The organism is Bradyrhizobium sp. MOS002, assembly GCF_003020115.1.
Taxonomy (GTDB): Bacteria; Pseudomonadota; Alphaproteobacteria; order Rhizobiales; family Xanthobacteraceae; genus Bradyrhizobium.
On the sequence record NZ_PYFX01000004.1, the window covers coordinates 178,282 to 195,474 of the forward strand.

At 63.1% G+C, this 17,193-nt stretch carries 16 protein-coding genes; 14 read left to right on the forward strand and 2 right to left on the reverse strand.

From position 1 onward, the window contains the following. Window positions 1–136: 136 nt before the first annotated feature. Complete coding sequence (locus C7G41_RS13750) at window positions 137–1,348, reverse strand: acyl-CoA dehydrogenase family protein (protein ID WP_106943646.1); 1,212 nt, start codon at window positions 1,346–1,348, stop codon at window positions 137–139. 41 nt (window positions 1,349–1,389) lie between these two features. Next, a complete protein-coding gene (locus C7G41_RS13755; protein WP_106943094.1) occupies window positions 1,390–3,015 on the reverse strand; it encodes a long-chain fatty acid--CoA ligase in 1,626 nt (541 codons plus the stop codon). Between the two features lie 175 nt (window positions 3,016–3,190). Here C7G41_RS13755 and C7G41_RS13760 point away from each other — a divergent pair, with 175 nt between their 5' ends. The 14 genes from C7G41_RS13760 to C7G41_RS13820 all read left to right on the forward strand — a co-directional run bounded on the left by C7G41_RS13760 (window position 3,191) and on the right by C7G41_RS13820 (window position 17,055). Next, the gene (locus tag C7G41_RS13760; RefSeq protein ID WP_106943095.1) at window positions 3,191–5,044 is read left to right on the forward strand and encodes an NAD(P)/FAD-dependent oxidoreductase; all 1,854 of its coding nucleotides are present in this window, start codon (window positions 3,191–3,193) and stop codon (window positions 5,042–5,044) included. Between the two features lie 39 nt (window positions 5,045–5,083). Then, window positions 5,084–5,902, forward strand: a complete 819-nt coding sequence (locus tag C7G41_RS13765) for a lytic transglycosylase domain-containing protein (protein WP_106943096.1) — start codon at window positions 5,084–5,086, stop codon at window positions 5,900–5,902. A gap of 108 nt (window positions 5,903–6,010) precedes the next feature. Further along, a complete protein-coding gene (locus tag C7G41_RS13770) occupies window positions 6,011–6,232 on the forward strand; it encodes a hypothetical protein (protein WP_106943097.1) in 222 nt (73 codons plus the stop codon). A 12-nt stretch (window positions 6,233–6,244) separates the two neighbouring features. Beyond that, complete coding sequence (locus C7G41_RS13775; RefSeq protein WP_106943098.1) at window positions 6,245–6,667, forward strand: hypothetical protein; 423 nt, start codon at window positions 6,245–6,247, stop codon at window positions 6,665–6,667. Between the two features lie 368 nt (window positions 6,668–7,035). Next, on the forward strand, window positions 7,036–7,482 hold the full coding sequence (locus C7G41_RS13780) for a MaoC family dehydratase (RefSeq protein WP_106943099.1): 447 nt from the start codon (window positions 7,036–7,038) through the stop codon (window positions 7,480–7,482). A gap of 92 nt (window positions 7,483–7,574) precedes the next feature. Next, on the forward strand, window positions 7,575–8,087 hold the full coding sequence (locus C7G41_RS13785; RefSeq protein WP_106943100.1) for a hypothetical protein: 513 nt from the start codon (window positions 7,575–7,577) through the stop codon (window positions 8,085–8,087). 320 nt (window positions 8,088–8,407) lie between these two features. Next, window positions 8,408–9,565, forward strand: a complete 1,158-nt coding sequence (locus C7G41_RS13790) for a PAS and helix-turn-helix domain-containing protein (RefSeq protein WP_106943101.1) — start codon at window positions 8,408–8,410, stop codon at window positions 9,563–9,565. Window positions 9,566–9,795: 230 nt separating this feature from the next. Beyond that, window positions 9,796–10,767, forward strand: coding sequence for an AraC family transcriptional regulator (locus C7G41_RS13795; protein WP_106943102.1), 972 nt, complete (start codon window positions 9,796–9,798; stop codon window positions 10,765–10,767). Window positions 10,768–10,821: 54 nt separating this feature from the next. Continuing rightward, window positions 10,822–11,367 (forward strand): DUF3455 domain-containing protein, encoded by a 546-nt coding sequence (locus C7G41_RS13800; protein ID WP_106943103.1) that lies wholly within the window; start codon window positions 10,822–10,824, stop codon window positions 11,365–11,367. Between the two features lie 46 nt (window positions 11,368–11,413). Further along, window positions 11,414–11,662, forward strand: a complete 249-nt coding sequence (locus tag C7G41_RS13805; RefSeq protein WP_106943104.1) for a hypothetical protein — start codon at window positions 11,414–11,416, stop codon at window positions 11,660–11,662. 226 nt (window positions 11,663–11,888) lie between these two features. Further along, window positions 11,889–14,405 (forward strand): autotransporter domain-containing protein, encoded by a 2,517-nt coding sequence (locus C7G41_RS37350; RefSeq protein WP_158268004.1) that lies wholly within the window; start codon window positions 11,889–11,891, stop codon window positions 14,403–14,405. Beyond that, entirely contained in the window at window positions 14,375–14,563 is a 189-nt protein-coding gene (locus C7G41_RS37355; protein WP_158268005.1) for a hypothetical protein, read from the forward strand. The genes C7G41_RS37350 and C7G41_RS37355 overlap by 31 nt, the downstream gene beginning before the upstream one ends. Window positions 14,564–14,705: 142 nt before the next feature. Beyond that, a complete protein-coding gene (locus C7G41_RS13815) occupies window positions 14,706–15,824 on the forward strand; it encodes a helix-turn-helix transcriptional regulator (protein ID WP_106943105.1) in 1,119 nt (372 codons plus the stop codon). Window positions 15,825–15,936: 112 nt separating this feature from the next. Further along, window positions 15,937–17,055: a helix-turn-helix transcriptional regulator gene (locus C7G41_RS13820; RefSeq protein ID WP_106943106.1), complete on the forward strand. Its 1,119-nt coding sequence runs from the start codon at window positions 15,937–15,939 to the stop codon at window positions 17,053–17,055. Window positions 17,056–17,193: the final 138 nt, after the last annotated feature.

Sequence of the window (17,193 nt, forward strand, 5' to 3'; positions counted from 1 at the left end):
AGGGCAGCTCCGCTGGTGGATGCAGACTCGCTCGGGTGAGTGGTTTGTCTCCGCGGAAGCAGACCCCTCATCCGGCGCTTCGCGCCACCTTCTCCCGCAAGGGGATGGCACTGTCTTCGTCGGCGAGCGTGCGACGCTAGGCGTTCGAATATTTCTTCAGCTCGAACCGCGCGATCTGGTTCCTGTGGACCTCGTCCGGGCCGTCGGCGAGACGTAGCAAACGCGCGGTCGCATAGGCCTGCGTCAAGCCGAAATCGTTCGACGTGCCGCCGCCGCCGTGGGCCTGGATCGCCCAGTCGATGATCTGGCAGGCCATGTTGGGCACGGCGACCTTGATCATCGCGATCTCGGCTTTTGCCACCTTGTTGCCGACGGTGTCCATCGCGTAAGCGGCGTTGAGCGTCAGCAGCCGGGCCTGCTCGATCATGATGCGGGCTTCTGCGATGCGCTCCTGCGTCACCGTCTGCTCGGAAACCGGCTTGCCGAAGGCGACGCGGCTGCGCACCCGGCGGCACATCTTCTCCAGCGTGCGTTCGGAGAGCCCGATCAGCCGCATGCAATGGTGGATACGGCCGGGGCCAAGGCGTCCCTGCGCGATCTCGAAACCGCGTCCCTCGCCGAGCAGCATGTTCTCCTTGGGGACCCGCACGTTGGTGAAGACGACTTCGGAGGCGCGATCGGGCACGCCGTAGAAGCCGAATACTGGCAGGGCGCGCTTGACCTCGACGCCCGCTGTGTCCATCGGCACCAGGATCATGGATTGCTGCTTGTGGCGGTTCGCATTGTCAGGATCGGTCTTGCCCATGAAGATGCAGATCTTGCAGCGCGGGTCGGTCGCGTTGGTCGTGTACCATTTGCGACCGTTGATGACGTAATGGTCGCCGTCGCGGACGATCGAGCTTTCGATGTTAGTCGCGTCGGACGAGGCGACGGCAGGCTCGGTCATGGCGAAGCAGGAGCGGATTTCGCCTGCGAGCAGCGGCTTCAGCCAGCGCTCCTTGTCCTTCTCCGTGCCATAGCGCTCCAGCACCTCCATGTTGCCGGTATCGGGCGCCGAACAGTTGAACACTTCGGGCGCAAGATGCGAGCGGCCCATGACCTCGCAGAGCGGGGCATATTCGAGATTGGTCAGGCCTGCACCATGGCTGGATTCCGGCAGGAACAGGTTCCAGAGGCCTTCGCCGCGCGCCAGCGGCTTCAGCTCCTCGACGACCGGATAGACCTTCCAGGGCCCCAGCTCCTCCGCTTCGCGATAGAAGCGTTCTTCGTTCGGATAGATGTGCCGTTCCATGAAACTCTCGAGCCTGCGCTTGAGCTCGACGACTTTGGGTGACATCGGGTAGAGCATCTTTGTCTCCTTGATCGATGGACAGGCCGGGCGCGATCGGCTCACGCGACGCGATACTCTCTGAATTTCTCGCGCAACGCCGATTTGAGCACCTTGCCCGTGCCGGTCATCGGGAATTCGTCCAGAAATTCGACGGCGTCGGGCATCCACCAGCTCGCGATCTTCGGGCGCATGTGGTCGAGCAGCGTCTTGCCGTCGACGGTCGCGCCCTTCTTGCGGACGACGAGGAGCAGAGGCCGCTCCTGCCATTTCTCATGGTTGATCGCGACCACGGCCGCTTGCAGCACATCGGGGTGCGACAAGGCGACGTCCTCGAGCTGAATCGAGGATATCCATTCGCCGCCGGACTTGATCACGTCCTTGGAGCGGTCGGTCAGCGTGACGTGGCCGTGTGGGTCGATCACGGCCATGTCACCGGTGATCAGCCAGCCGTCGCGGTCGAGGCCTTCGTCGAGCTTCATGTAGCCGGACGCAACCCACGGTCCCCGCGCGCGCAGATGGCCGACGCTCTTGCCGTCGCGCGGCAGCTCGTTGCCGCCGTCGTCGACGATGCGCAAGGCGGTGCCGAAACAGGCGCGGCCGGACACCTGGCGGCGGTCGAACTTCTCCTTGTCGTCGAGATGCTCGGAGCCCGGCCGCAAGCCCGGCATCGAGCAGCCCAAGGCTTCGGTCATGCCCCAGGCCTGGATGTAGTCGATGTCATACTCGCGCTTGAGCTTCTCGACCATCGCGCGCGGCGGCGCGGAGCCTGACGACAGGGTTGCACGAAGCGTCGAGAACCTGTTGCCGGTGCGTCCGAGCCAGTCGAGCAGGATCAGCCAGAAGCTCGGCACGCCCGCCGACAGCGTCACCTGTTCGCCTTCGAGCAGCTCGTAGAGCTTGTCGGGCTCGTAATTGCGGCCGGGCAACACCAGCTTCGAGCCGGTATAGGGCGCGGTGAACGCCATGTTCCAGCCGTTGCCGTGGAACAGCGGCGCCATCGGCATCATCACTTCGCGCACGCCTTCCAGGTGCCCGGGCAGGAAGTCGAAATTGCAGGACACCATGGTCTGCAGGATCGCGGCGCGGTGCGAATAGATCACGCCCTTCGGATTGCCCGTGGTGCCCGAGGTGTAGCAGATGGTGGACGCCGATTTTTCGTCGAACTCCGGCCAGGCGAAGCCGGCGTCGTTCTCGTTCTCCAGCAGCTCCTCGTAGCAATGCACGTTGGCAAGCTTCGTTTCCGGCATCCGCTCGCGCGAGCACATCACGACATAGGCTTCGATCGATTTGAGCTGCGGCGCGATCGCCTCCACGATCGGCAGCGTGGCGCGGTCGATGAACAGCAGCCGGTCCTCGGCGTGATTGATGATGTAGCCGAGCTGCTCGGGGAACAGTCGCGGGTTGATGGTGTGCAGCACATAGCCCATGCCCGGCGCGGCGTAGAACATCTCGAAATGCCGATGCGTATTCCACGCCAGCGTACCGACGCGGTCGCCGGGCATCATGCCGAGCCTCTTGAGCGCCAATGCCATGCGCTTGATGCGCGGATGGGCGTCCGCATAGGTGTAGCGATGGATGTCGCCCTCGATCTCGCGGGCGACGATTTCGGCTTCGCCATGATAATCGGCGGCATACTGGATCAGGCCGCTGATCAGGAGCGGCATGTCCATCATCAATCCCTGCATCGTTTCCTCCGGAACGCCATGTCGTTGCATGACGTACGCCTTGATTTGCGCTTGAGGTTAGCGGAACGCCACACGACGTTCACGCAAAAAAGAGAGACTTGATTGCATGCGTCGGTTTTTCAGGGCTAAGTGATGCGAGCTGCCGGCGAAGCAGTGTCCGCCGGGGAGGAAACGGATGACAGCGCAAAGACACAAGACCGGTGCAGCCGGCGAATCTACAATCGACATTGCCGCACTCCGTGCGCGCTATCGCGACGAGCGCGATCGCCGCCTGCGCACCGAAGGCAAGGCGCAATATGTCGAGGTGACCGGCGAGTTCGGCCGCTATCTCGACGATCCCTGGGCCAATTCCGGATTTGCGCGCGAGGCTGTCAGCGAACAGACCGAGGTGCTCGTCGTCGGCGGCGGCTTCGGCGGCCTTCTGTGCGGCGCGCGACTGCGCGAAGCCGGCATCGATGATTTCCGCGTTGTGGAAAAGGCCGCCGATTTCGGCGGCACCTGGTACTGGAATCGTTACCCTGGTGCGGCCTGCGATACCGAGAGCTACATCTACCTGCCGTTGCTGGAAGAGACCGGCTACATGCCGGTGCGCAAATATGCGCGGGCACCCGAGATCTACGAACATTCGCGCCGCATCGGCCGTCACTTCGGTCTCTATGAGCGCGCGCTGTTTCAGACCGTCATCACGCGTATGGAGTGGCGGGAGCAGGAGGCACGTTGGCTGGTCGAGACCGATCGCGGTGATTGCATCCGTGCGCGCTTCGTCATCCCTGCTGGAGGCCCGCTGAGCCGTCCGAAGCTGCCGGGCATTCCCGGTATCGAAAGCTTCAAGGGACACAGCTTCCATACCAGCCGCTGGGATTACGCCTACACCGGAGGGACGGCCGAAGGTGGGCTGACTGGTCTTGCCGACAAACGCGTCGGCATCATCGGCACCGGCGCCACCGCCGTGCAATGCGTGCCGCATCTTGGCCGCTCGGCCAAGGAGCTCTACGTCTTCCAGCGTACGCCGTCGGCGATTGGCGTGCGCGACGACCGCCCGACGGATCAGAGCTGGGCGCAGGGGCTCAGGCCTGGCTGGCAGCGCGAGCGCATGGACAATTTCACCGCGGTGATCTCGGGCGAGCCATTCGAGCAGGATCTGGTGCAGGACGGCTGGACCGGCCTGCTCGGCGAGATCCTGCTGGCGCCGCGCCGCCAGAAGCAGCCGGTGACCTCGATCGAGGAGGCGCTCAAGGTCATCGAGCAGGCCGATTATCGCAAGATGGAAGAGATCCGGGCGCGCGTCGATGCCGTGGTGAAGGACGAGGCGGCCGCGGCCGCACTCAAACCCTGGTACAAGGCGTTCTGCAAGCGCCCGTGCTTTCACGACGAATATCTCGACACTTTTAATCGATCCAACGTGCATCTCGTCGACACCAAAGGGCAGGGCGTCGAGCGCATCACCGAGAACGCCGTCGTGGTCGACGGCAATGCCTATGAACTCGACTGTCTGATCTATGCCAGCGGCTTTGAGGTCGGCACCGATTATGCCCGTCGCATGGGCTTTGAGGTCTATGGCCGAGGCGGGGTAAGCCTGTCCGAGCGGTGGCGCGACGGCGTCAAGACGATGCACGGCTTCTACAGCCGCGGCTTCCCGAACTGCTTCCTGATCGTCACGGTGCAGGCCGGCCAGAGCGCCAACTTCCCGCATATCATCGACGAGCAGTCGCAGCATATCGCCTATGTGATCGCCGAGGCGCGCAAGCGCAAAGCCCGGACGCTGGAGCCGACGGTCGAGGCCGAGAACGTCTGGGTCGAGGAGGTCGTCAAAGCCGCGCTCGGCCGCCAGACTTATCTGGCCGAATGCACGCCAGGTTATTACAACAATGAAGGCGTGTTCGATCCGATCGCGGCGAGAAACAGCCAGTATTGGCGCGGGCCGGTGGCATTCCTGCGGCTGCTCGACAAGTGGCGCAGGGAGGGCAATTTGGATGGACTGGAACTGTCGTATGATCACGCCATGGAGTCGGCGCCTTCGTCCGGGTAAGCTCGGGCATTGGATCGCGCCAGAGAGAGGACATCGGACATGATCAGGGGCAGAGCTGTAGCTGGGGCGGTTTTTGGGACGATGACGCTGCTCGGCTGCCTGGCGTCCGCCGCCCACGCCGCGCAATGCGGCAGTTCGTCGGCCGGCTTCGAAACCTGGAAGCGCGAATTCAGCGCGGAGGCGCAGGGCAAGGGCGTCGGCCAGACCGCGCTCTCGGCGCTGATGCAGACCAATTACGCGAGTGCCACCATCGCGGCCGACCGCGGCCAGCGCAGCTTCTCGCTGACGCTCGACCAGTTCCTCGCCAAGCGCGGCGCCACCACCATCGTCGCCAAGGGTCGCCAGCTCAAGCAGTCGCAGGCCGCCTTGTTTGCCTCGATCCAGCAGCGCTATGGCGTCCCGCCGGGGCCGCTGATCGCGATCTGGGGCATGGAGACCGGCTTCGGCAGCCAGCGCGGCAACCAGAACATGCTCTCCTCGATTGCGACGCTCGCTTATGACTGCCGCCGTCCCGAATTCTTCACCGAGCAGCTCTATGCGGCCCTGAAGCTGGTCGATCGCGGCACGCTGTCAGGGGCAACCCGCGGCTCGATGCACGGCGAAGTCGGTCAAACCCAGTTCATGCCCAAGAACATTCTGGCCTACGGCACCGGTAATCTCGAAGTTGCCGCTAATGCGCTCAACTCGACGGCGAATTTCCTCAAGGCCCATGGCTGGCGCGCAGGAGCCGGTTACCAGCCTGGCGAGCCGAATTTCGTCGCCATCGAGGCCTGGAATGCCGCCGGCGTCTATCAGAAGGCGATCGCCCTGATGGGACGGCAGATCGACGAGGGAGGAGGGGCGGCCGCCTTGCGTTGAGCTGGTCAGCAAGGCGTGATGCGCCGACAAGAGAAAGTTGTTGCCATCAGGAACCGACGGCACGAGGTTTGCTTTGATCGGACAGGGCTGGGCATGAGGAGACTCAACATGGCAACCCAGATCGTGATGGACCAGACTGGCGACACGCGCCACGAGTTTGATCCTGGCAATGCCGAAGCGCTGGCACGGGCCGAACGGCGCTTTCGGGAGCTGACCGGAGCGGGCTTCACTGCCGCGCTGCGAACCGGACCCGGCGAAGTCACCCGGATCCGGTCGTTTGACCCGACCGTGCAGGAAACGCTGTTCTATCCCCGCCTGGTCGGCGGTTGATCTGAGCTGCTCATGATCGCGGCAGTCTGGCTCCGCGCGCCAGCGCGTGCGCGTCTGCATGCGCTACGCGAACTCTATCGGCGCTTCTTCGGCGAAAACACGCCGGATGCCCGCGGCCGCCGGCTTCTGGCCGAATGGCTATCACCGGCGCAGCGCGCGCAATTCGAGCAGCAACGGTATTTCGATGTCGTTGGCTGCGACACCGGCAAGACCTATCGCATCCATTATGGCACCGCCGCCAATGTCCATGAGGTCGACGCCGCCGGAAATGCGACGATGGGGTGGTGCTTCGTCCCGTCGGGCTTTCTCGTCCCCGGCGACGTCATGCTCGCGCAGAAGATCGCGCTGGAGACCGACGAAAGGGGAGCACTCGCGCTCGCCAACAGGTTTCCGCCGGCAACGCATTCGGAGCACTTTTACCGGCGGCCGTTCTAGGGCGGCTATCAGTAATGTGTGGTGCGATAGGCATCTACCGCGTGCGCTGCAAAAACGCCGACGCTGCAAAGCGCGAGCAAGGCCGAGATCAGCTCGATCATAGCTCGTCCTCCTGCGGCGGCAGGGCGACGAGGTGCTGACAGCAGGAATAATCCCAGATCAGGTCGAGGAAGAATTGCATGGTGGCCGTCCCTGTATGATTTTGACAACCAGATAACCAACCATCTGTTTCAGGCGTGTTTCGTCGCATCTGGAAACGGGTTTCTTGGGGGACCCCGGGCTGGTTTGTGCACTGCGGAGCCGCTACATCCCGCTCTTGCTTAATCCTGCTAGCCGCGAGGCGGCGCATCACATTGCGAGGCGAAATCATGGCGCAGGTCGAGTGGTTCGACGATCTCACCATTGGAATGCGGTTCAAATCCCCCGAAGTTCATGTCACCGAGGCCGACATCAAGCGGTTCGCGGCCGAGTTCGATCCGCAGCCGATGCATCTCGACCACGAAGCCGCCAAGCAGACCCTGTTCAGGGGTCTCGCTGCCTCGGGATGGCACACCGCCGCGATTGCCATGAGCCTCGCGATCCAGACCCGCCCCTTCGGCCCGCATCCTCTGATCGGCGCCGGCGTCGATGGGCTGCGCTGGACCATTCCGGTACGTCCCGATGACCGCCTGCATCTGGTCGGGGAGGTCATCAGCCTGACGCCGTCGAAGTCGAAGCCGCAGGGCATCGCTCTGGTGAAATGGACGATGTTCAACCAGAACGGCGAGGAGGTTTACACCTTCACCCCGATCGCGATCGTGCCTCGCCGGGAGTAGGGCAGGGTCGGAGCCCTACGCAGCCGACCCTGCCCTTGCGGGCCACCGGCAGAGGTGGTCATCTCAGTCCGGGGAACACGCTGGAGGCTGACATGAAACGATCTCTTTTCGCCGCCGGGTTACTGGCCGGCGCCTTGAGCGCAGTCGCTTTGACCGCAAGACCGGTGCAGGCGCAACAATCCAAGGTCGGCGACTGGACCATCGAGAAGCGCACGCAGGACGCACATTGCAATGCGAGCCGCGGCTACAAGGACAAGGAAGACGAGAACCGGGACTACGTCATCGTCATCACCTATTCCGAGAAGGCCATCGTCATCGTCATGATCTATGACGGCTGGGAGTGGGACAAGGTCGGCGAGATCCTCCGGGCCGATGTCGGCACCGATGACACCGATATCATGAAGAAGGCGAAGTGGGAGGTCATGGACAAGACCACCGTTCGCGGCATCTTCGAATACGATCAGTCCATGATGGACCGGCTGTCCAAGGCCAAGCGTCTCTCGCTCGATTTCGAGGACGATGACGACGACAGCATCGAGATGCAGGTGCCGCGTGCCGGTGAAGCGCTGGCGGCGCTGAAATTCTGCGAGGAGAATCGCAAGTAAGTTGCCGGAACCGGATGCGAAGCCGGCGGGATCGGTGGCGACTGGATGCTGCAGCGGGCGCGACGCCTGATTCACCGCACACGTGACTCATCGCACACAGTCCGCGCGCTGTTCGCATTTATCCTAGTCTTTGGCGAAAACGTCCAAGCCGCATCCTGCGGTTGACGTTACGCAAGGACGATGTTCGATATTCCAGCATTTCGTTGCAACGTTTTCTCCGCGTCGACGGCGGCGATTGACCGGCCCGTCTCCTTCGCCAGTCCCCGGATCGAGATCTCGCGCGCAGGCGCGGGCCACACGCAGATTGCGTCGTCCGGCCGATGACGATCCTCCACGCAAATCGATTCTCGTCCCTCTTGGGCGAGATCTACGACGCGGCGGTCGATCCTGCGCTGCGCAGCAGGGCGCTGGAACAGATTTCGTATTTCGTCGGCGGATGTGCCGCGACCATCCTGTCCAGGGACTCAGCCGGGCTCTCGATCGAGATCCATGAGCATTTCGGCACCGAATCCCGCTTCCGCCAGCTTTATCGCGACCGATATGTGGAGCTCGACCCTCTGCTCGATCGTCATCTCTCGCTCGCGGCGGAACAGACGATCGGCGTCGCCGATATCATGCCTCATGCGGATTTCCTGGCAACAAGCTTCTATCGCGAGTGGGTGGAACCGCAAGGAGCGATAGACCTTGTAACCGTTGCCCTCGAGAAGTCGGACACACGCACCACGATCCTGCAGGTGTTGCGCCACAGGTCGCGCGGAATCGTTGACGAGCCGATGCGTGAGCGCATGCGGCTGCTTGCTCCGCACCTCCAGCGCTCCAGGATCATGGGCCGGCAGATCAGGGCTCGGTCGCATACGGTGGACGACCTTGCCGACGTCCTGGATGGGCTGAGCACGGCGATCTGCCTGCTCGACGCAGATGGCCGCGTCGTGCATGCCAACGCAGCATCCCGCGAGCTGTTCGCCGATGCCAGCCTGCTCGCAATGGTCGGCGACCGGATCGTAGCCCGCAACACCCAGACCGACAAAATATTCCGCGGCCTGTGCGAAATCGATGCAGGCAGCGCAACGCGTTCCGCTGCGCGCCGTCAGATCGAGCTTGCGACATCAGTTGATGGGCAGCACTATCTGCTCCATGCTTTTCCCCTGAAGCGTGATCGTACTCCATCGCGAGATGCCGCAGCCACGGTGCTCTTCGTTCAGAAGGCATCGGCGGCGACATGGCTCGCAGCCGATGCGATCGCTGCGGCCTTCAGGCTGACACCGTCCGAACTGCGCGTATTGATGGCCATTATCGAGATCGGCGGCGTTCCCGATATTGCGGCAAAGCTCGGCATCGCCGAGACGACGGTGAAGACGCATCTCGGCCGCCTGTTCGAGAAGACCGGCGCCGGCAGGCAGGCCGACCTGGTCAAGATCGCCACCGGCTTTGCCGTTCCATTCGCGCGTCGAACGAACGGTGGTGACGACGCCATGTGATCCATTTCACATGGTTCGCCGCTATCTGCCGCAATCTCAATCCATTGTGATGAGCCGAGCTCCCGTGTCCTCCGAATGCACGACGCGAGCCATTTGATACTTTCGTATATCGCATTCCAGAAAAAGTGAAGAGCAGCAAGCGCCGCGAAGAGATGCCGCGACGGCATCGAACGCGAGTGTGAGGAAACGACAGCGCGTGGCCGGACCTGCTCGTCGGTTGGAGGATTGCAGTGAGCCAGTTTGATTTTTCCGTTATCAACGTTTCAACGAGCGAAATTCCCGAAAACGAGCGTATCCCGCTGCTTCGCGATTTCTATTGCCGCGGGGTGTTGAAGGCGGAGGTCGAGGCCAGGGAAGGAAAGCCGGCCGCGGCGAGCTTCACGTCCCACGTCTTGCCGGAAGCCCAATTGCTGATCGGAGGATTGTGCGGAGCGCGGGTCATTCGCACCAAGCACCTGGTTGCCGATGGTGACGACAGCCTGGCCCTGATCGTGAATCGGTCTGGCGTGCTTGGGATATCCGGGCGGGGACACGATCTGAGCCTTCGTGCGGGAGAGGCGGTCCTGACCAGCGCGGAAGACGTCACGACGTTCGAGCGATTTTCGCTGGGTAGCTCCTTCTCGCTGCGCGTGCCGAGACGCGTGCTGGCGCCGATGATCGTGGATGTCGATGACGCCGTGATGCGGGTCATGCCGGAGAGCTCGACGGGACTTCGATTGCTGGTCGATTACGCGGTGACGCTGGTGCGGGAGAAGGCATTCGCGATGCCCAATTTGCGGCAGCTCGGGGTCGGGCATCTGCACGATCTTCTGGCAATCGTCCTCGGTGCCACCAACGAGCCGCGGGAGCTGGCCGGGCGGCGCGGCGTCAAGGCGGCACGGCTGCAGAAGGCCAAAGTCTCCATCGCCAACAATTGCTGGCGGCAGGACCTGTCTGTGGCCACGGTCGCCCAGGAACTCGGCGTGACGCCGCGCTATCTCCAGCGCCTGTTCGAGGCCGACGGCAAGACGTTCTCGTCCTTCCTGATCGAACAACGCCTAAAGCGTGCGCATCGCATGTTGCGCGAACCCGGATACGCCGAGCGGACCGTCAGCTCGATCGCCTACGATGTCGGCTTCGGCGATCTCTCCTATTTCAACCGCTGCTTCCGTCGAACTTATGGCGCCACGCCCAGTGACGTCAGGAGTGGCGAGATTTCGTGACCGCGCGCGACTGAAATTCAACCATCTGCCGATTTCACCAGGAGGGGATTCGACATGATCCTTGATTGCGAAGCCATGACCAAGGCGTTGTGCCGCGGCTTCATCGTTGCGGGCCTGTATGGCTCTTCGGCCCTCGCGGGAATGCCCGACGAGATCAGGGTTCCCGGGGAGATCCCCGGCACTTCTCTCCATGCCGAGGGCGCCCAGATCTACGAATGCCAGGCCGCTGGCGCGAACCAGCTGGCTTGGCAGCCGCGAGAGCCGGCCGCGATCTTGATCGACGGAGGTAACTCGGTCGGCCGCCACTATGCGGCGTTGCATTGGGAGACCGTCGACGCCGGCACGCTCATATGGGAGCACAAGGACGGCAGCCTGGTGAAGGCCAGGATCGTCGCCCGCATCGCCGGTCGCACCACGGACGATCTTCCATGGTTGAAGTTCAAGGTGATCGCGCAGACCGGCAACGGCCTGCTCTACGGCGTCACTCATGTCCAGCGCATCAACACGCAAGGCGGCCTGGTCCGCGGTCCCTGCGAACAGGCCGGCGCCTATCGCAGCGCCCCGTATTCGGCCGACTACGTCTTCTGGCGCGCGGAGTAGAGCATGATGCAGCGTTGCGTGCGGTATCGAAAGTCGAGAGCGATGGATGCACCGGTTCTTCTTTGATCTCCTGGTCGGCAATGTCGTGAAGATCGACCCGGGCGGCATGGTCTTCGAACATACCAAGGCGACATTCGTAGTGGCCGACGAGATGGCGAAGCATCTGTTCGTCTGGCGCGATGATTTGCGCGATCGCGACGCCTGGATTCGCGTGAGGGATGCTGGCGGGCGCGAGATCTATCGTGCCGCGGTCTGGTCGGAGACTGCGGACAAGGAGGGCTGGGACCAGGCGTGAGCGTCCCCGCGACTGTGTCGCAACGCTGCATCAGTGCTGCACGAAACAGCGTCGGTTCGTTCTGAGCCGCGACCCGGTCGCTGCCGTCCAAGTCGGGCGTAACGCGCGGCTCTACTTTAGCGTTCAGCGATTCCGATTTTGCTGCCGGCCTCCTCCAACCGGAGGAGGTCGGTGCCAACGTGCCTGCGCTGATATCGAGCGAAGGGCTTTGACCGAGGACGTAGAGATGAATGTATCGGCCCTGAGCGACATCGCGCGACGACGCCTGGTGCGCCGATCGATACGTGTGCTCGCCCCAGCGCTGCTGGTCGCGCCGCTATTCACGGTCGAGCACGCCGAGGCCGCATGCGCGCCGACAGCGCCGGTCAGCAACGCGACGATTGTCTGCTCGGGCGACGTCGACACGCAGCAGGGCGGCCAAACCGGCTATGGCACGTTTGATGACGACAACAATACTTACAAGATCGAAGCTGGCGCCAACGTTCACGGGTTTTCGTTTGGCATCAAGTCCCGCGACGGCGGCGTGTTTATCAACGCCGGCACGATCGACGGAGCGACTTCGGCCGGGATCGCGTCGGGGAGCGGTGTGACCGTCTCCAATCTTGCCGGCGCCACGATCGTGGGTTTCCACGGCATCACGGGGTTCTCCGGGATCATCGACAATGCAGGTACGATCAAGAGCGAGGCGGGCGGGCGCGGGAGCGGGATCGATGTCAGGAACGCCACCGTGACCAATTCCGGAACGATCGCCGGCGTCGGCCCCGACACCATCGGAATCGAAGCAACCACGCTGAATCTGACCTCGAATACCGGCGTCATCACGGGAGAAGCGGCGGGGATCTCGGTGGAAAGCGAGGCGACCATCGTCAACAGCCGTGGCGGCAGAATATTCGCGACGAATGCGAGCGGCGTAGCCATCTCCTCCAATGCGTCGGGCAGGGTCCAGATCGACAACGCGGGTGAAATTTCAGCCGCGACGATCGGGATTGCTGCTGGCCAGGTCGTTCTGACGAACGTCGCTGGCGGCACTGTGATCGCACATACTAGCGCAGTCCTTGCCGGTACGTCCGCTGTCGTCGACAATGCCGGGATCATCGCCGGCGACGGAAGTACCGGCGTTGGCATCGATGCCGATTCCGGCAGCGCGACCGTTCGCAACAGCGGCACGATCTCCGGAACTGATGCTGGCATCCGCGCAAACCTCACCGCAAATGTGGTCAACAGCGGCAGGATCTCCAGCACGGGAGTCGCGATCTTTGCGGAGACGGTCCACGTAACCAATACGGGACTGATTTCGTCGCCGATCGGTTTCGCCCTGAGTGGCGCCACCGTCAACCTCGACAACGCCGGGACCGTTACCGGCGGCCGCGGGGTCAACGCGAGCCTTGGGAACGTCCATAATTCAGGCACGATCATCGGGATTAGCGCCGCAATCAACGCGAGCACAGCCAACGTGACCAATACGGGCCTTGTCCAAGCCACGGCGAGCAATGGCGCGGGTATTCTGGCATTCAATGCCAACGTCAACAATTCCGGAACAATCGCTGGCAACTTCGGCATTACGTCAGTGGGCGCGGCGGCGATCACGAATTCCGGCACGATCACCGGTACCGGCGGCACGGCGATCAAGCTGTCGAGCGCGGCCGACACGCTGACACTGCTGCCCGGCTCGAAGATCAGCGGTGTGGTCGATTTCGGGTTCGGCAATGACGTTGTGAATGTCAGCCTTTCGCCGATCAACGCCAGGGTCTCCTCGCTGACGACGGTCAATCTGCCGACCTTCATCAATTTCAACGGCACCATCAACACCAATGTCTCGGGCGGCAGCTTCAACGGTCCGTCGGTCGTCTCCGGCACCACGCTCGCAACGCTCGATCCCACCGCGTTGGCGCAGACGGATCGTACGCTGATGGACTTTACGAGCGGCGTGTCCTCGCTGGTGCAAGGCAGGCTGAGCGGCGGCGGGACGACCGGCAGCAACATGATGGCGATGGCCTATTCGCCGGAGATCGCGCAGGCCGGTCCCTTCGCCAAGGCACCACACAGCCTGTGGACCGATCCGGCGCCGATCACGGTCTGGGCCAACAGCTTTGGCGGCCAGCGCATCCAGGATGAGACCGCCTCGACCTTGCGTGCGACCTCGACGGCGTGGGGCGGGGCGATCGGCATCGACCGTAAGGTGCAGCCGAACTGGCTGGTCGGCGCTTTCCTCGGCGGCGGGCAGGGCGGCCTCTCGGTCGCTCTCAACTCGCAGTCGGTCGACACCAACTACGCGTTCGCCGGCGCCTACAGCCGGTTCGAATGGGCCGCACAGTTCTTCGACTTCACGATCCAGGGCGGCAACGCCGACAACAAATCGCGCCGCCTGGTGCTGAACAATGCTGCGGTGGGCGGCATGGAGACGGCGACCGCGAATTACAGCGGCTGGTACATCAGCCCGGAAGCCGCTTATGGCTACAAGCTCAACATCGGCAACGGCTATCTGCTGACGCCGACGGCGCGGCTGCGTTACGTCGCGGGCCGGTTCGACGGCTATAGCGAGACCGGTTCGGCGCAGGGATTGTCGGTCGTCGGTCGCACATTGCAGGACTTTGAGGAGCGCGGCGAGGTCGATCTCTCGCGGATCACCAGCCTCGCCGGCGGCGAACTCAAGGCCAACGTCCACGGCGGCGTGATCGCGCTCCAGCGCGTCGGCGACACCGGCATCAACCCGTGTTGCTCGGGCAGAACCTGTCGTTCGTGACGCCGGGCGGCCGCAGCACCGTCGGCGCCGTCGCCGGCTTCGGCTTCGACTACCGCACCAGCCGCAACGTGTCCGTGTTCGGCGCGGTCGAGGGCATGATGATGTCCGACCAGAGCCGCACCGGGACGGCGAAGGGTGGCGTTCGCGTCGCGTTCTGAGCCGGCATTAGCCCCGGCGGCTTGAGCACGACGCACGCCGGCCGGGCTCCATGTGCCCGGCCGGCGTCCTCCGATCGGAGGATGCCGCACGCTGTGGCTGTGGTATGCTTGGTGATACTGATCACCCAGGCCATTTATAGCCATGCACGGACCACGGAAGCTGCCCGACTTGGTCGAGGCCATCTACGATGCCGGCCTCGATCCCTCGCTGTGGAATAACGTCGTCACCGGCATCCGCGACTTCGTCGGGGGCCAGGCCTGCGGGCTGTTTTCCAAGGACTCGATCAGCAAATTCGGCGTCACGCACTATTATTGCGGGGCGGACCCGCACTACATCCGGCTCTATTCCGAGACGCATTCGAAGTTCGATCCGCTGACGGTCCTGCCGCCGCACGGCCAGATCGTCAGCATTCCGGATCTCGTCAATTTCGATGAATATCGGCGCGGACGCTTTTACCAGGAGTGGATGCGGCCGCAGGGTTGCAGCGATGCGGCCAACGTCGTGCTCGAGAATTCGAATGCGAGCTGCCCCGTGATGATGACGGTGCTGTCGGGCCGCCGGATGGTGGATCCGGTGATGAAGCACCGCCTCTCGCTGGTCGTCCCGCACGCCAGCCGCGCGTTGCTGATCAACCGCGCCATGACCTCGCAACTGACGCTGGCGACGGCGCTGGCGGAGGTTCTGGACAATCTGGTCTGCGGCATCTTCCTGCTCGACGGCTTCTGCCGGGTGGTGCACGCGAATTCCGCGGGGCACGCCTTGCTTGCGGCTGACGATCTGGTTCGGTCCGTTGCGGGGCAATTGGTGACCAGCAGCGCGGAGGCCAATCAGACGCTGCGGGAAGCGTTCGCGACCCGCATTGAAAGTGCCCTGCTTGCCACAAAGAGGCATGCGTTTTCGTTGCTTTCGCCCTCGGGCGAGCGCTACGTCGCCCACATCCTGCCGCTGTCGTCCGTCCTGCGGGGCGGCAGCGAGCGGGTGATCGATGCCGTCGGTGCGCTCCTGCTGCGCAAGGTATCGCCCGGCGGACAGTCCTACGGCGAATTGATCGCGCGGACCTTCGACCTTACGCCGGCCGAACTGCGCGTGTTCCTGTCGATCGTCGAGGTTGGCGGCGTCCCGGAGACGGCGGTCGCGCTCGGGATCGCGGAAACGACGGCGAAGACGCATCTGCATCGCGTGTTCGCCAAGACGGGCGTTTCGCGTCAGGCCGATCTCGTCAAGCTTGCGGCGGGATTCTCCAATCCGCTCGTCAACTAGACTGTTGATTGTGTCTTCACGATTGAACCTTTCGCTCCCGCGAAGGACTCACAAGAGCCGCTAGGCATGATGAACATTTCGCCATCTCCATGTGTCACCATTGGCTCTTCCGATGCCCCGACCTCCAAAACCGTCCGAGTTGATCGAGACAATCTATGACGCGGGTCTCCACCCGGAGTTGTGGAGCGAGGTTGTTATCAAGCTCAATGCCTTCATCGGCAGCCAGGCCTGTGGTCTGATTACGAAGGACCCGGTCAGCAAATCAGGCGCGACGCATTATTACTGCGGGGTCGATCCGCACTACATTCAGCTGTATGCGGAGACCTACTCTCGGTACGACCCACTTGCTCGGCTTCCGCGCTATGGCGAGGTGCGCAACATTCCCGATCTCGTGGATTTCGACGAATATCGCCGCGGCCGCTTTTACCAGGAGTGGCTGCGTCCCCAGGGTTGCGTCGACGTCGCCAACGTGGTGCTGGAGCAATCGAAGTCGCCCTGTCCGATGCTGATGACCGTGATCCCGGGCAGGGAGATGCTCGACGCCGAGCAACGGGCGCGGATGCAGTTCCTGGCTCCGCATGCGAGCCGGGCGTTGCTGATCAACCGGGCGATCGAACGGAAGCAGCAGCGCGCCATCGCGCTCGCCGACGTCGTGGACCGGTTGAATGCCGGCGTCATCCTGCTCGATTCGGCCTGTCATATCATCCACAGCAATCCGGCCGCGGAGACGATCCTGGCCGTCGATGATGTCCTGCGGTCTGTCTCGGGCCGGTTGGTGGCAAGCTCCTCTGCTGCAAATTCGGCGCTGCGCGATATTTTCCGCGACACAAGCGAAGTCGGTTTGGCGGCATCTTCGGGGCGGAAAATTCCGCTGATGTCGCGTGACGGTTCCTACTACGTCGCGCACGTCATCGCGCTGCCATCACTGCTGCGCGAGGGTACTGCCGAGCGCAGTTCGGCCGTCGGAGCCTTGTTCATCTGGAAAGCGGAACTCGACGGCCGCTCGAGTGCCGGTCTCATTGACCGCACCTTCGAACTCACGCCAGCGGAAATGAGAGTCTTGCAGTCGATCGTCGATGTCGGCGGCGTGCCGGAGACGGCGGTTGCGCTCGGTATCGCGGAGACGACGGTGAAGACGCATCTGCATCGCGTGTTCGCCAAGACCGGCGTTTCCCGTCAAGCCGATCTCGTCAAGCTCGCGGCCGGATTCTCCAATCCACTCGTGCACTGAGACGCGTTCAGAACGCAGGCGAGTCGCTGCAGCTCGCAACAGGTTCAATCAGAAGCATCATTAGAAAGTTATCGCGCGTCGTTCGATCGAATGACGCGATTTTCCGCGCTCTATTTTACTGAACATCACACGGTCTGT